The organism is Enterobacter asburiae (assembly GCF_024599655.1).
GTDB lineage: Bacteria > Pseudomonadota > Gammaproteobacteria > Enterobacterales > Enterobacteriaceae > Enterobacter > Enterobacter asburiae_D.
Window position 1 is genome coordinate 2,701,294 of the sequence record NZ_CP102247.1, and the last position, 14,400, is coordinate 2,715,693.

At 52.5% G+C, this 14,400-nt stretch carries 14 protein-coding genes; 7 read left to right on the forward strand and 7 right to left on the reverse strand.

Translation table 11 applies throughout. From position 1 onward, the window contains the following. Nucleotides 1-6 precede the first annotated feature (6 nt). The 3 genes from NQ230_RS12730 to NQ230_RS12735 form a co-directional block, all read right to left on the reverse strand. Entirely contained in the window at nt 7-1,398 is a 1,392-nt protein-coding gene (locus tag NQ230_RS12730; protein ID WP_257257893.1) for an APC family permease, read from the reverse strand. Further along, nucleotides 1,388-1,582, reverse strand: a complete 195-nt coding sequence (locus NQ230_RS23045) for a YmjE family protein (protein WP_442778872.1) — start codon at nt 1,580-1,582, stop codon at nt 1,388-1,390. Before NQ230_RS23045 ends, NQ230_RS12730 begins: the two co-directional genes overlap by 11 nt. Before the next feature lie 172 nt (nt 1,583-1,754). Further along, complete coding sequence (locus tag NQ230_RS12735) at nt 1,755-3,173, reverse strand: glutamine synthetase family protein (RefSeq protein ID WP_032657576.1); 1,419 nt, start codon at nt 3,171-3,173, stop codon at nt 1,755-1,757. Nucleotides 3,174-3,387: 214 nt separating this feature from the next. Here NQ230_RS12735 and puuD point away from each other — a divergent pair, with 214 nt between their 5' ends. From puuD to NQ230_RS12770, 7 genes are all read left to right on the forward strand, one after another. Further along, nucleotides 3,388-4,152 (forward strand): gamma-glutamyl-gamma-aminobutyrate hydrolase, encoded by a 765-nt coding sequence (gene puuD, locus NQ230_RS12740; RefSeq protein WP_257257894.1) that lies wholly within the window; start codon nt 3,388-3,390, stop codon nt 4,150-4,152. Nucleotides 4,153-4,177: 25 nt separating this feature from the next. Then, complete coding sequence (gene puuR, locus NQ230_RS12745) at nt 4,178-4,735, forward strand: HTH-type transcriptional regulator PuuR (RefSeq protein ID WP_013096835.1); 558 nt, start codon at nt 4,178-4,180, stop codon at nt 4,733-4,735. A gap of 158 nt (nt 4,736-4,893) precedes the next feature. Then, nucleotides 4,894-6,387, forward strand: a complete 1,494-nt coding sequence (gene puuC / locus NQ230_RS12750; protein ID WP_257257895.1) for an aldehyde dehydrogenase PuuC — start codon at nt 4,894-4,896, stop codon at nt 6,385-6,387. After that, the gene (locus tag NQ230_RS12755) at nt 6,384-7,664 is read left to right on the forward strand and encodes an NAD(P)/FAD-dependent oxidoreductase (RefSeq protein WP_121423542.1); all 1,281 of its coding nucleotides are present in this window, start codon (nt 6,384-6,386) and stop codon (nt 7,662-7,664) included. Before puuC ends, NQ230_RS12755 begins: the two co-directional genes overlap by 4 nt. Before the next feature lie 25 nt (nt 7,665-7,689). Further along, nucleotides 7,690-8,961 (forward strand): 4-aminobutyrate transaminase, encoded by a 1,272-nt coding sequence (gene puuE, locus NQ230_RS12760; protein WP_257257896.1) that lies wholly within the window; start codon nt 7,690-7,692, stop codon nt 8,959-8,961. A 514-nt stretch (nt 8,962-9,475) separates the two neighbouring features. Continuing rightward, on the forward strand, nt 9,476-10,156 hold the full coding sequence (locus NQ230_RS12765) for a DUF4145 domain-containing protein (protein ID WP_257257897.1): 681 nt from the start codon (nt 9,476-9,478) through the stop codon (nt 10,154-10,156). Nucleotides 10,157-10,160: 4 nt separating this feature from the next. Then, on the forward strand, nt 10,161-10,301 hold the full coding sequence (locus tag NQ230_RS12770; RefSeq protein ID WP_252089916.1) for a hypothetical protein: 141 nt from the start codon (nt 10,161-10,163) through the stop codon (nt 10,299-10,301). 51 nt (nt 10,302-10,352) lie between these two features. Here NQ230_RS12770 and NQ230_RS12775 read toward each other — a convergent pair whose 3' ends face one another. The 4 genes from NQ230_RS12775 to NQ230_RS12790 form a co-directional block, all read right to left on the reverse strand. Further along, the gene (locus tag NQ230_RS12775) at nt 10,353-11,192 is read right to left on the reverse strand and encodes a hypothetical protein (protein WP_257257898.1); all 840 of its coding nucleotides are present in this window, start codon (nt 11,190-11,192) and stop codon (nt 10,353-10,355) included. 277 nt (nt 11,193-11,469) lie between these two features. Continuing rightward, a complete protein-coding gene (locus NQ230_RS12780) occupies nt 11,470-12,081 on the reverse strand; it encodes a recombinase family protein (protein WP_257257899.1) in 612 nt (203 codons plus the stop codon). Between the two features lie 135 nt (nt 12,082-12,216). Next, complete coding sequence (locus NQ230_RS12785) at nt 12,217-12,561, reverse strand: hypothetical protein (protein ID WP_257257900.1); 345 nt, start codon at nt 12,559-12,561, stop codon at nt 12,217-12,219. 855 nt (nt 12,562-13,416) lie between these two features. After that, nucleotides 13,417-14,250 carry a hypothetical protein gene (locus NQ230_RS12790; protein WP_257257901.1) on the reverse strand — a complete coding sequence of 278 codons (834 nt, stop codon included), beginning with the start codon at nt 14,248-14,250 and terminating at the stop codon, nt 13,417-13,419. Nucleotides 14,251-14,400: the final 150 nt, after the last annotated feature.

The following is a 14,400-nucleotide window of genomic DNA, read 5'->3' on the forward strand; positions in this document are numbered from 1 at the left end:
TATCGTTCAGGAATCCCAGGCCTGCTCTATCTTAGCGGCTTCAAACTGCGGAGGCGGTTTTCGGAAACGGCGCGTTAGCCATGTCAGGTAAAGGATCCCCAGTGCCGCCCAGATGAGGCCAAGCGTCAGGGACGTCGCTTCGAGGTTTATCCACAGCACCCCAACCGTTACGGCACCAATGAGCGGCAGCAGGAGATAGTGGAACCGATCTTTCCACGTTTTATTCATCCCCTTACGCCGCCAGAAATGGTTGTACACCGAGAGATTAACAAACGTAAACGCCACCAGCGCGCCAAAGTTGATCAGTGCCGTCGCGGTCACGAGGTCAAAGTACAGGGCCGACAGCGCCACAATCCCTACCATAATGACGTTCAGAGCCGGAGTCCGCCATTTCGGATGCACGTAGCCAAACACCCGCTCCGGAAAGACGTTGTCACGCCCCATAACATACAACAAGCGTGAGACGCTGGCGTGCGAGGCCAGGCCTGAAGCGAGCGTATTCACAAACGTGGTACACAGAAACACCGACTGAAAGAGCTTGCCGCCCACGTACAGCGCAATTTCCGGCAGCGCGGCGTCCGGGTTCTTGAAGCGCGCGATCGTCGGGAAAAAGAGCTGCATGAAAAACGAGGCAACAATGAATATCAGCCCGCCATACAGCGCAGTCAGGAAAATGGCTTTGGGAATCACCCGCGCCGCGTTTGGCGTCTCCTCCGACAGCGTGGTGACCGCGTCAAAGCCGAGGAAAGAGAAGCAGACGATAGTCGCGCCGGTAATAATAGGGATCAGGTGCGCGTTCTCGCTGATAAACGGCTGGAGCGACCAGACGGTGCCAACGCCCTCACCCTTGTGCAGGCCATGCACCACGAGAATGATAAACACCACCATGATAGCGACCTGCACCAGCACAAACAGGGTATTAAAGTTGGCGACCAAATTAACGCTCTTCAGGTTCGCCAGCGTCAGGATCGTCACAAACCCCACCACCCAGACCCACGGCGGAACTTCAGGGAACAGCGCGGAAAGGTAGATCTTCGCCAGCAGCACGTTGATCATCGGCAGAAAGAGATAGTCCAGCAGCGATGACCAGCCGACCATAAAACCGAGGTGGGGTCCGATCGATTTCTGCGTGTAGGTGTACGCAGAGCCCGCTTCCGGGAACTGTCGTACCAGCTTGCCGTAGCTGATAGCGGTAAACATGACGCCAGCCAGCGCCAGGAGATACGAGGCGGGCACGTGGCCATTGCTGATACCGGACACAATGCCGAAGGTATCAAACACGGTCATGGGGGTGAGGTAAGCCAGCCCCATCATGACCACCTGCCAGAGCTTGAGGGAACTGCGCAGCCGGGTTCTTCCGGCCATGCCCGGCGAGTCAAGAGACGTGTTAGTCGCCATAAACCGTCCCCCCCATGCTTACCGTGGTTTGCAATCGCGTTGACCTTAACGCAAACCTGCTTAGCAAAGGGGGAAGTTGTAAAGAACACACGCCATCGTACCAGCGCACCGTCTCTGGTTCGCACTCACAGCTGGAGCCTGACTGGCCCCCTTCGCCCTGCGGATAGTTGAACATCTGCATCATTTCTTACCTCGTCACACAGTGTCGTTAAGAAAATCCCTGTGCCGCCTGCGCTCCATAACGCGACTCCCGGGAGATAGCTGGCGTGCCAGCAAACAGTTAGGCCAGGCTCCGCGCAGGCCGTTAGGTGATACGTATGCGATGAAACAAAGCGGCCCCTTACCGGGGCACGTTATCAGGCGTTTTTCAGCATCCACTCGATTTCAGTTTCGGTAATCAGGCGTTCAAACTGCAGCAATTCATCATTTTTGCAGGCGTGATAGACGTGGCAGAAACGCTCGCCCAGCCGCTCGCGAAGACGATCGTTTTGCATAAATTCCCACAGCGCATCGCTCTGACGGATCGGGAACGGCAGTCCGTCCTGCTCCAGACCATTGCCTTCCACTTCTTCCTGCAGGGGTAAATCGTTATCCAGCCCATGTAGAATGCCGGCAAAAATCGCCGCCATCACCAGATACGGATTCGCGTCTGCTCCCGCCACCCGGTACTCGACCCGATGGTTATGGCGATCGCCGCACGGGATACGCAGGGCAACCGTGCGATTGTTGTGTCCCCATGACGCCTGCGTCGGCACGTACATTCCCGGCTGGAAACGGCGGTAGGAGTTGACGTTCGGTGCCAGCAGCGCCATGGACGCCGGCATCAGGTCGATCATCCCGGCCAGCGCGCGTTTCAGCAGCGCGGAATCCTCGCCGCTAGCGTCTGCGAGCACGTTTTCGCCTCTGTTGTTTTGCATGCTGATGTGGATATGCATCCCGCTGCCCGCATGCTCTTCATACGGCTTTGCCATAAACGTGGCGTGCATCTTATGTTTTTCCGCCATCTGCCTGACGAGACGTTTTAGCGCCAGCGCATCATCGCAGGCATCAAGCACGTTTTCCGTATGGTGCAGGTTAATCTCAAACTGGCCCGGGGAGGCCTCGGCCACTGCCCCGTCGGCGGGGATCAGCTGCAGCTGCGCCAGCTCGTCAATGTCATTCAGCACGTCAGCAAAGTGGTTCAGGTTGTCAACCGAGTAGACCTGACTCTGCGTGTTACGCACGTCGGTGCCCGGCGCGCAGGGTGGCTGCAGATAGCCTTCGGCATCGCGTTTACGGTCAAGCAAATAGAACTCCAGCTCTACCGCTACCACGGGGAACAGACCGCGCTGGCGCAGCTGCTGCCAGAGTCGGTTGAGTACGTTCCGCGGCTCAACGTCAAAGGGAGCGCCATCTTCATCGACCATGGTGAGCTGCACCTGACCAATGTATTCCGGGTCGGCGGCGGACGGCGTCAGGGTGCCCGGTACCGGCACGCAGATACAGTCCGGCTCGCCGAGCTCCTGCCCCAGGCCCGCCTCTTCCACGACGTTACCCAAAATGTCCATGGCGAAAACCGATGCCGGGAAATAGCAGCCTTTTTCAAGTTTGCTCAGTCCGGCAACCGGGATACGTTTGCCGCGAAAACAGCCGTTCAGGTCGGTCAGGAGGACATCAATAAACTGGGTGTCAGGATACTTTTCTAAATAGCGCTTCACTTCCTGCGTAAAGGCGCTGCCCCGCCTCTCATCCGTGTGCTGCACAAAGTTCTCAACTTCTACGATATTGGTTTCCATGATTTACCACCGTTTTTGGGATTTGCGTTCGCTGCTCTGGACTGTCAAATATAATGTCCACGCTATCGAATTTGTATGCAAACAAATTGTTTGTCAAATGTTAAATTAAGTTTGCAAAAGGCAGATCTCGTTGCTAGATTGAGAAAATATTGAACGAAAAGGCCGTTCCAGAGGTGAGAATGGCCTAAATTTAGTCCACTTTGTGAGGGCGATCATGGAAAATATAATGAACAAGCCAGTTATTGGCGTGGTGATGTGTAGAAACAGGCTTAAGGGTCATGAGACCCAGACCCTGCAAGAAAAGTACCTGAATGCCGTTATTAACGCGGGGGGCTTACCTATTGCCTTACCGCATGCGCTGGCGGAGCCAGAGCTAATGGCCGCCCTGCTGCCAACCCTGGACGGAATTTACCTGCCGGGCAGCCCAAGTAACGTGCAGCCGCACCTTTATGGTGAAAACGGCGATGAGCCTAACGCCGATCCCGGGCGAGATCTTCTGAGTATGGCGCTGATTGCCGCCGCGCTCGAAAGGCGCATCCCCATTTTCGCCATCTGCCGGGGGCTGCAGGAACTGGTTGTTGCGACGGGAGGAACGCTGTATCGCCACCTGTTCGAGCAGAACGACCTGCTTGAACACCGGGAGGATGCTGAACTGCCGGTTGAGCTACAATACGCCCCGTCTCATGAAGTTCAGGTTCAGGAGGGAGGACTGCTGTCTCAATTAATTCCAGGCTGTAACAAATTTTGGGTAAACTCGTTACACGGGCAAGGTGCACGAACGTTAGGACCACGGCTCCGCGTGGAGGCCCGTTCGACGGACGGGCTGGTCGAAGCGGTTAGCGTTCATGACCACCCTTTTGCCCTCGGCGTGCAATGGCACCCCGAATGGAACAGCAGCGAGTACGCCCTGTCACGCATGTTGTTTGAAGGTTTTATCACCGCCTGTCAAAGCCACGTTGCCGAGAAGCAACGGCTTTGACCACTATCGTAAAGGAAATGCAACTATGAGCGATGACGGACTGGCGCCAGGGAAACGTCTGTCAGAGATCCGCCAGCAGCTGGGTCTCTCGCAGCGGCGTGCCGCCGAACTGTCTGGGTTAACACACAGTGCCATCAGCACCATTGAGCAGGATAAAGTCAGTCCTGCCATCAGTACGCTGCAAAAGCTGCTGAAAGTTTATGGGCTGTCGCTCTCGGAATTCTTTTCGGAACCGGAAAAACCTGATGAACCGCAGGTGGTTATTAATCAGGAAGACCTTATCGAAATAGGCAGTCAGGGTGTTTCGATGAAGCTGGTTCATAACGGAAATCCGAACCGTACGCTGGCGATGATTTTTGAAACTTACCAGCCTGGAACCACGACCGGAGAGAGGATCAAACATCAGGGTGAGGAGATCGGTACGATACTGGAAGGTGAAATAGTGCTGACCATTAATGGCCAGCCATATCACCTGGTTGCGGGGCAGAGCTATGCCATTAATACCGGCATACCGCACAGCTTCAGCAACACCTCGGCAGGCATCTGCCGCATTATCAGTGCCCACACCCCCACCACGTTCTAATTACCACTCGGTCCCGGCGTAAGCGCGCTTACGCCGGGACAAATAAAAAACGATCGATGTCGGCATTCAACGGGTTAATTCCCGGGATGCCCCACGGCTTCGTATTGCCTGAAACGGCCATGCCTTTATTTATCTGATTGCGAAAGAAAGGAGTGAATATGCATTTTCAGCACCTGACTTACTGGCAGGATAAAGCAAAAAACAGCGCCATTGAGACCCGGTTATTTATTAACGGTGCCTATTGTGACGCCGCCGATAATGCCACGTTTGAAACCGTCAATCCCGCTACCCGGCAGACGCTGGCGAACGTGGCCCGGGGCAAGCAGGCGGACGTGGACCGTGCGGTTCAGGCCGCGCGTGAGGTATTTGAGCGCGGTGACTGGTCGCAGGCGTCTCCGGCGCAGCGCAAGGCCGTGCTACATAAGCTCGCCGATTTGATGGAACGCCACGGCGAAGAGCTGGCCTTACTGGAAACGCTGGACACCGGTAAACCCATTCGCCACAGCCTGCGCGACGATATTCCCGGCGCGGCGCGCGCCATTCGCTGGTACGCCGAAGCGGCGGATAAAGTCTACGGCGAGGTGGCGCCTACGGGTCCGGGCGAGCTGGCGATGATCGTGCGCGAGCCGATCGGGGTTGTCGCGGCCATCGTCCCCTGGAACTTCCCGCTGCTGCTGGCCTGCTGGAAGCTGGGCCCGGCGCTGATCGCGGGCAATAGCGTGGTACTGAAACCGTCAGAGAAATCGCCGCTCACCGCCCTGCGCATGGCCGGGCTGGCGAAAGAGGCGGGCCTGCCGGACGGCGTGCTGAATGTGATAAGCGGTTACGGCCACGAAGCGGGCCAGGCGCTGGCGCTGCATCCTGAGGTCGAGGTGCTGACGTTTACCGGCTCTACCCGTACCGGCAAGCAGCTGTTGCAGGACGCGGGTGAAAGCAACATGAAGCGCGTCTGGCTGGAGGCAGGCGGCAAGAGCGCCAACATTATCTTTGCCGACTGTCCGGACCTGGACAAGGCCGTGAGCGCGACCGCCGCCGGGATTTTTTATAACCAGGGGCAAGTCTGTATCGCCGGTACCCGCCTGCTGCTCGAAGACAGCATCGCCGATGACGTCCTGGCAAAGCTGAAAGCGCAGGCCCGTCACTGGCAGCCGGGCGATCCGCTCGATCCCGACAGCACGATGGGAATGCTCATCGACGCTGCGCACGCCGATACCGTCCACACGTTTATTCGCGAGGGAACCCAAAAAGGCACGCTGCTGCTGGACGGGCGGGAACAATCATGGCCTTCCGCAGTCGGTCCAACCATTTTTGTCGACATCGACCCCGTCTCTCCGCTGTGCCGGGAAGAGATTTTCGGGCCGGTGCTGGTCGTCACCCGTTTTAAAACCGAAGAGGAAGCCTTAACGCTGGCCAACGACAGTGAATATGGGCTTGGCGCGGCGGTATGGACCCGCGATCTCTCCCGCGCGCACCGCATGAGCCGCCGCCTGAAAGCAGGCTCGGTCTTCGTCAATAACTATAACGACGGTGATATGACCGTACCCTTTGGCGGCTATAAGCAGAGCGGCAACGGCCGCGATAAGTCCCTGCACGCGCTGGAAAAATTTACTGAACTGAAAACCATCTGGATTGCCCTGGAGCCTCAATCATGACCGAACATACCACCAGCTACTACGCGGCCAGCGCGAACGCATACGAACCTTTCCCGACGCTTAACGAGTCGATCAGCTGTGACGTGTGCGTGGTAGGCGGCGGCTATACCGGCCTCTCCTCCGCGCTGCATCTCGCCGAAATGGGCTACGACGTGGTGCTCCTTGAAGGGGCGCGCATCGGCTTCGGCGCCAGCGGACGCAACGGCGGCCAGCTGGTTAACTCCTACAGCCGCGATATCGACGTGATTGAGAAAAACTATGGACCCGACGCCGCCAGAGTCCTCGGGAGCATGATGTTTGAAGGCGGAGAGATCATCCGGGAGCGTATCCAGCGCTATCAGATCCAGTGCGACTATCGTCCCGGCGGGCTGTTTGTGGCGTTAAACCATAAGCAGATGGAGACGCTGGAGGAGCAAAAAGCCAACTGGGAACGCTACGGCAACACGCAGCTGGAGCTGCTGGACGCCAGCGCCATCCGCCGGGAAGTCGACAGCGAGCGCTATACCGGCGCGCTGCTGGACCGCAGCGGAGGGCACATTCATCCACTTAACCTGGCGATCGGCGAAGCGGACGCCATTCGCCTGAACGGCGGGCGGGTGTATGAACAGTCCCCGGTGACCGCCATTCAGCACACCAGCCCGGCCGTGGTGAGCACGCAGCATGGCCAGGTGACCGCCCGCTACGTGATCGTCGCCGGGAATGCCTATCTGGGCGATAAGATAGAGCCGGAACTGGCAAAACGCAGCATGCCCTGCGGCACCCAGGTGGTGACCACCGCCCCGCTGCCGGAGGAGGTAGCCCGCACGCTGATCCCCAATAACTACTGCGTGGAAGATTGCAACTACCTGCTGGATTACTATCGCCTCACCGCCGACAACCGCCTGCTCTACGGTGGTGGCGTAGTCTATGGCGCGCGCGATCCGGACGATGTCGAGCGCCTGGTAATGCCAAAACTGCTGCAAACTTTCCCTCAGCTGGCAGGCGTCAAAATCGACTACCGCTGGACGGGCAACTTCCTGCTGACCCTGTCGCGTATGCCGCAGTTTGGTCGCCTGGACAAAAACATCTATTACATGCAGGGCTACAGCGGCCACGGCGTGACCTGCACCCACCTGGCCGGACGGCTGATCTCTGAACTGTTGCGCGGTGACGCTGAACGCTTTGATGCGTTTGCCAAACTCCCGCACTACCCCTTCCCGGGCGGTCGCAGCCTGCGGATCCCATTCACGGCGATGGGCGCGGCGTATTACAGCCTGCGCGATCGTCTTGGCGTATGATCGTTTCTACAAAAGGGTATCTGACATGAGTAACCAGGAATTTCATCAGCGCAGACTTTCTGCCACCCCGCGCGGCGTAGGCGTAATGTGTGATTTCTTTGCCCGCACGGCGGAGAATGCCACGCTTACCGACGTGGAAGGCAACGACTATATTGATTTCGCCGCCGGGATCGCGGTACTGAATACCGGCCATCGTCATCCTGAACTGGTAGCCGCAGTGGAAAAACAGCTTCACCAGTTCACCCACACGGCCTATCAGATTGTGCCGTACGAAAGCTACGTTTCATTAGCCGAAAAACTTAACGAGCTGGCCCCGGTGCAGAGTCCGGCCAAAACGGCGTTCTTCACAACGGGCGCGGAAGCGGTGGAAAATGCCATTAAAATCGCCCGGGCCCACACCGGCAGACCGGGTGTGATTGCCTTCGGGGGAGGCTTTCACGGCCGAACCTATATGACCATGGCGTTAACCGGCAAGGTCGCGCCCTATAAGCTGGGATTTGGCCCCTTCCCGGGGTCGGTTTATCACGTGCCGTATCCCTCCGAGCTGCACGGCATAACGACCCAGGATGCCATCACGGCGATAGAACGCCTGTTCAAAGCGGATATTGAGGCGAAACAGGTGGCGGCGATTATTTTTGAACCCATTCAGGGTGAAGGCGGATTCAACGTCGCCCCGCCTGAGCTGGTGGCCGCCATCCGCCGTATCTGCGATGAGCACGGGATCGTGATGATTGCCGACGAAGTGCAGAGCGGCTTCGCCCGTACGGGTAAACTGTTTGCCATGGAACACTACGCGGACAAGCCCGACCTGATGACGATGGCTAAAAGCCTGGCAGGCGGAATGCCGCTGTCCGGCGTGGTGGGCCGCGCCGGGATCATGGACGCGCCGGCGCCCGGTGGTCTGGGGGGAACCTATGCAGGCAACCCACTTGCGGTGGCCGCCGCGCACGCGGTGCTGAATATTATCGACAGCGAGTCACTGTGCGCGCGCGCCTGTCATCTGGGCGAACGACTGACAGCCACGCTGGAGGAGATTCAGGGCAGCTATCCTGCGCTCGTAGCGATAAGGGGAAGAGGATCGATGATTGCGGCGGAGTTTTTTGATCCCGAGAGCCGCGAACCTTCGGCCGCCATCGCGCAGGCGATCCAGCAAAAGGCGCTCGCCCGGGGCCTGCTGCTGTTGATCTGCGGCCAGTACGGCAACGTGATCCGCTTCCTTTATCCGCTGACCATTCCGGATGCCCAGTTCACCCAGGCGCTGGCGATCTTGCAACAGGTTATGCGTGATAAGGACTAAGTGCCCACCGAAAACCGTCTCCCGGTATTGCGGCGACGGTTTCAACGGAGGAGATCGGCATTGATTTCCTCCGTGTGGGAAATGTTGGGGAATTTGGTCTGTTTCATTGTATGCTCCCTGAAACACATCCCTGGCAAGAGGAAATAAGAATTGCAAAAAACATCAGCCTATCAGTCACTTGTCAAAACCTTCCAGCGTCTCTCCCGCTTCTCGCACCTCTCCTCCATCGCCAGCTGGGACATGTTCACCATTAGTAATTAATCATTAAATTCATGAGATTACATTACATGAGTAATGAATCGAGCATGAACAGTGAACGAAATGCTCATAGATTTTGTAGCTTTTATAAGAAGAAATCCAGCATCAAAGCAGGTCAATAAAACGTTTACGTTTTTGGAGTAAGTAGTATGTGATTCAACTATCCATTCATCACCACAGATATCAGAGAAAGCCATTGAAAACCATATGAATACCGTGGCATAAGATGAGGTAAAACTAGTAATGGAGAGTTACGATGTCTTGGATATGTCCGCACTGCAACTTTGCAGCAGTAATTAGAGATGAAGATAAGAAAACTACTGAATTTGACCTTGATTCAAGCCTTGGTATATGGAAATACAAAACAACTGGAACGGTTTGCCCAAATCCTGAGTGCACTAAGCCAACGATAACCGTTGAAATGGCTGAGTATGATAATTACGGTACTCATAAGTTGTTAAGACATGCCCGTCAAATCGTCCCCGTACTGCCTCAGTTACAGAAGCAACGTGCAAAAAATTATTCTGATTGCATACCCAAAGCTGTACTTGCTGACTACCGTGAAGCCTGTGCTATTGCTGAACTATCACCTAAAGCTTCTGCGACTCTTGCAAGACGATGTCTACAGGGCATGATTCGTGATTTCTGGGGAGTAAGTGGCAGAACTCTTCACGACGAAATAAAAGCCATTGAAGATAAGGTTGACCCTTTCGTATGGGAGGCAATTCTGGACGTCAAAAGTATAGGTAATATTGGTGCCCACATGGAAAAAGACATCAATCTTATTGTTGATGTGAGCACTGAAGAAGCAGACCTTTTGATAGAAATGATTGAGATGTTACTTGATGACTGGTACGTAGCTCGTCACAAAAAACAGCAGAAACTCCAGCGTATAAAGGAAGTTGCGGCTGAAAAGGCTGTTGCGCGTAAAGGATAACCAAATGGACAAATTGATTCTGATGGTTTGCCCCTGCCGCAACGGTATGGCGCAATTGCTACCATTATTATCGGTATTTCAATGGCAGTCCTTGACGGTGCCATTGCAAACGTGGCGCTTCCGCCGCCAGCTCCATTTGGATTGATGCGCTGTAAAATAGCAAATACGGTTATTTATCGCACAGAGACTAATACCACTACTCATTTTCTAATCGGATTGGAGAAGCGCTTAAGGCTATAGTGGGGGTATTTAATATTTCACCCTTTTCGGCTTTTACCTTTTCCAGAAGTTCAGCCACGGTGAGGTGCTTCTTGCGAGTGACTTTTGAGCCGTTTCTCTCCTCGGACTCCTCAAATTCAGCGACAGTAAACAAATCGGAAATTGCGCTCACTAACTGAGCAACCGAATTCCTGTTATCGAGCCTAAGTGATTGTTCTAACAAGGTTGAAACCTGAACGGCGAGGTCTTGAAACTTTTGCTTTTCCTTTATCATCTCTTCGAATTCCAGTTGATCTTCCTCGAATTTTTTCGAAAGAAGTTCGATTTTCTCCTCAAGCACTTTTTGCTGGGCTTCAAGTTCTTCTGTGATTATCTGTTCACGCTTCCCGCGCTCAGTGTCAGCCTGAATGTCTGCGCTGATTCTGGCGGTTTCGGCTTGTTCTGCCAGGAGTGACTGAACTTTCAGCTTAGAGAGCTTGATGTTATCTTGATAAACACGCTCTTTACCCTGGAAAATGTTATCGCTGTAACGGTCATCAGCCCATTTGTGAGCCCTGGAAAGTAACCACTGTACATACGGGGAGACAATAGCCAAAAGCCCACCTATCACAAATGGTCGAACAATGTAGGCAAGGTAAAAATGCTCCTGGTTCAGAATGTTATCAATTCTTAGTTTTACAGGTTCATCACTCATGAACAGCATCGCCATGTTAGGCCAGTTGAACCATACCCACGCCAGGATGATGAAGCCCCACAAGGGATTTTTGAGCCTGTCTTCCAGCACCTGCTTTAACGACTCTCCTGCACTTTCGCCCATGTCTATGTCTCTGATGTTGAGATAATTCTGTATCATAAACCAACAGTTCATCTTTATAAACCGTCCACCGATTTGTTAATTTTTTATTTTTTCCGCAGCAGGTCAAGCCATTATCACAATGGTTGCTGGAGGCTGTGGAAAGCATCTATCAGACTGTCGACGTGCTTAGTAGGGCTGGCAGAGTCAGTTACTCTTCCTGGCAAAATCCTAAAGTATTGGGTGAGATACGAAAAAGACCGCCATAAGGCAGTCTGCAATAGGGAGTTATGACCTGGTCTTATTGGGTCTGTAGCGCTTTAACCTTTGACACCATACCAAGTGAACAATCACAGAGTTTTGCTATCTCTGCGTAGGTATACCCACCTTTCCCAAGATAGGTTGAAATCTTGTCACGTAGCACTGTATTTGCTGGTCTTCCCTGATACTTCCCCTGCTCCTTTGCCTTGCTGATACCTTCTGCCTGACGCTTACGGCGCTTTGTATAATCTTCGTGTGCGTAATGTGCTGCGATATCCATCATGAGACCGTTAATAAGCTGAACAATGCGGTCATCAGCATCAGCTTTAAGTGCTCCGTGGCTGGTGGGCAGGTCGACAGCTACAACCTTGAGGCCACGCTCAGTGATACGAGCTTTTAGCGCTTCGTACTGGTCAGCAGGAAGACGAGTCAGGCGGTCAATAGACTCAACGATAATCAAGTCACCTTGCTCTGCCTGTGATAAGAGTCTGTTCAGTTCAGGACGCTCAAGCTTTGCACCAGAGAAGTTTTCTATATAGGTCTCTGTAGTTGTCAGACTGTTCTTAGCTGCAAAGTCTGTGACCGTCTGCAAAGCGCGGGATGCATCCTGGTCATCAGTCGAAGCACGAAGATAGAGATGGGCTGTTTTCATGATGATTTTCACATTGGGTCTCGATGTGACAACCATACGTGAAATAACCACATAGAGTCACCCAAAACCACCCATTGTGAACGAGATTTTCATGAATTGTAGCCTTCAGATAAGGCATACCCTATGTGAACAGGGTCAAACAGCTTTAAGTGTCTTTGATGGGGCGGGATTGAAAGTTGCCTTACCAGCGGGTGCAGGCTTATTAGTCACAGGTACAGATTCCTTATCACCGAGAACAGCAGCAGCCTGAACACGTTTAGATTTAGACCTTGCCTTAGTGTTCTCTGATTGCAGAAGAAGCTTTGCAGCATCTGAACGTGCTGAAGTTGTATCGAGTTCGTTTACCTGCTCTTTCGTCAGGCCATACGTCAGGAGTTTCTTAGAATCCCCGGTGAGGATAGCGGTAAACCATTCCTGAGCTTGTGATGGTTGTTCGATGTCCTGAACAGATGTATCACCAGATGTTGCATTAGTAGTCATTCAGACCCCTGTATGTTGTGTGTCTTTTTGAGATTGGAAAAGTGGGAAATAGTATCGAGGTAAAGTATAGAATCAGCACCTAAACAGACACTAATAATATTATTACAAATCAATTATTTAACTGATATCGCTTACGAACGGTACAGATGATGTTATTAACGTAACTGGTCGAGATACCCAGGATAGAAAAAATCTGCTTATGTGTTTTGCACTCAGCTTTCAGTCGTAGGACATTTGTCACAAGGTTATCAGTGCTGCTCTGTTGTGTTGCTAATTTAAATAGTGCGAGGTGCTCAGGGGTAATTTTCATTAGGTACTTGCTCCGGTGTAATCCTGAATCTTCAGAAGCACACGCTGATAAAGAGTGTGATTGCACTCAAAAAGTGGGTCTTCAAATTGCGGATTAGTAAATTGATAAAAGATAAAGTGTCTCGCTATACGGGCTACTTTACGGTTGATATTGATTTCAATGTCTCGAATCTGGTCAGGTGTGTATGCCATGGTTTAACCTTGTTCCTGTAGTCCATTGGAGGATTTGGAAAATCCGATTAATGATGATGTGATGGGTAAACAGTGTTTTTTAACCTTCTCTCTCGCTCATCATTAGCTCGATGCTCACGCATGAGTGGCTTTGTTCATGCATCTGAACAGAGACTTATCAGTGGCAAAATGAGTCATCGTGAGTGACGAAGAGAAGGTTTTAAGTTTGATAAGGGGTCTGTTCAGTAGGGTATCACAGTAAAAGACGGCTCTCGCTTCGCTGTGTAGCCTGTGGTCGCCATACTCGATGGCTCCCTTAGTTGTACAGAAAACTTATCAGAGGTTCTCTTATATATAACTCGTTATATTTTTTACTTACCAACCGAACATTTCGCCTGTGTTCGAATCAACGTAACATTGCAGTTCAGGTAACCACTGAAGACTACCCACATCATCAGGGTCACTGTGTTCAGGGGTGTAGTCAGAAACAAGCTGAATAGAAATCCCAGCTCTAAAGCGAATGCTGAACCCCCACATAACCTTTTCACCGTTCATATGGGATTCAACCTGAGATGGTGTTAATCCAGCCTTAACCAGTAACTCCCTTTTCTGCTCAGAAGTCTGTACTGGCTGAACATGATTTCTGTAATCTTCCGCATCAGATTCAGTGTCAAAGTCATCGTGAAGAGTTCCCTCTTTATAATAACTCGTTATATTTTTGACTTCTGAATGGTGCCCGAAAGCACTGATGACGTTACGACAAGCGCAAGCTACCAGTTGAGCGTATCTCACATCAATGTGCTCTGCCTTCGGTCTGCGGCTGTTAACTGCCATGTAAACAGATTCTGTAGAAACCGTGTTCAGAGACTTCAGCAGATTGAAAACAACATACGGATTCAAGTTAGAACCTGTTGTAGTCTGTCTTACTGCTCCCATGAAGATATCTTCCACCGTAGACAGCATATTGTCGTAACTGTGAATATGTCTGAACTCAGCATAGAAGAGGTTAGGAGTCTTTTTGCCCGTTCGAGGCTTACGTTGCTTACCAGTCTTGGTAATGGTCACTGCTGGATGGGATAATGGCTCTGGTACAGATGGGAGGATTTCTTCGAGAACTTCTTGGACAGCCTTTTCGATGTCTTGCTCTGTTGGGACTCTGAAACTATCAGGTAACCCGTACTGACGATTAATCTTTAACTGGTCATACATTAATACCTCAAAAATAGAAATAAACCTTAATGCCACTAAGAACTATACTACCAGAACAGGGCTAAATTGTCAATGCATTGTTATATTATTGTTAATTAAATGTTAAGAAACACAAGGGAGGCTATCTTGATAAACCTAACTAGGAAGTCT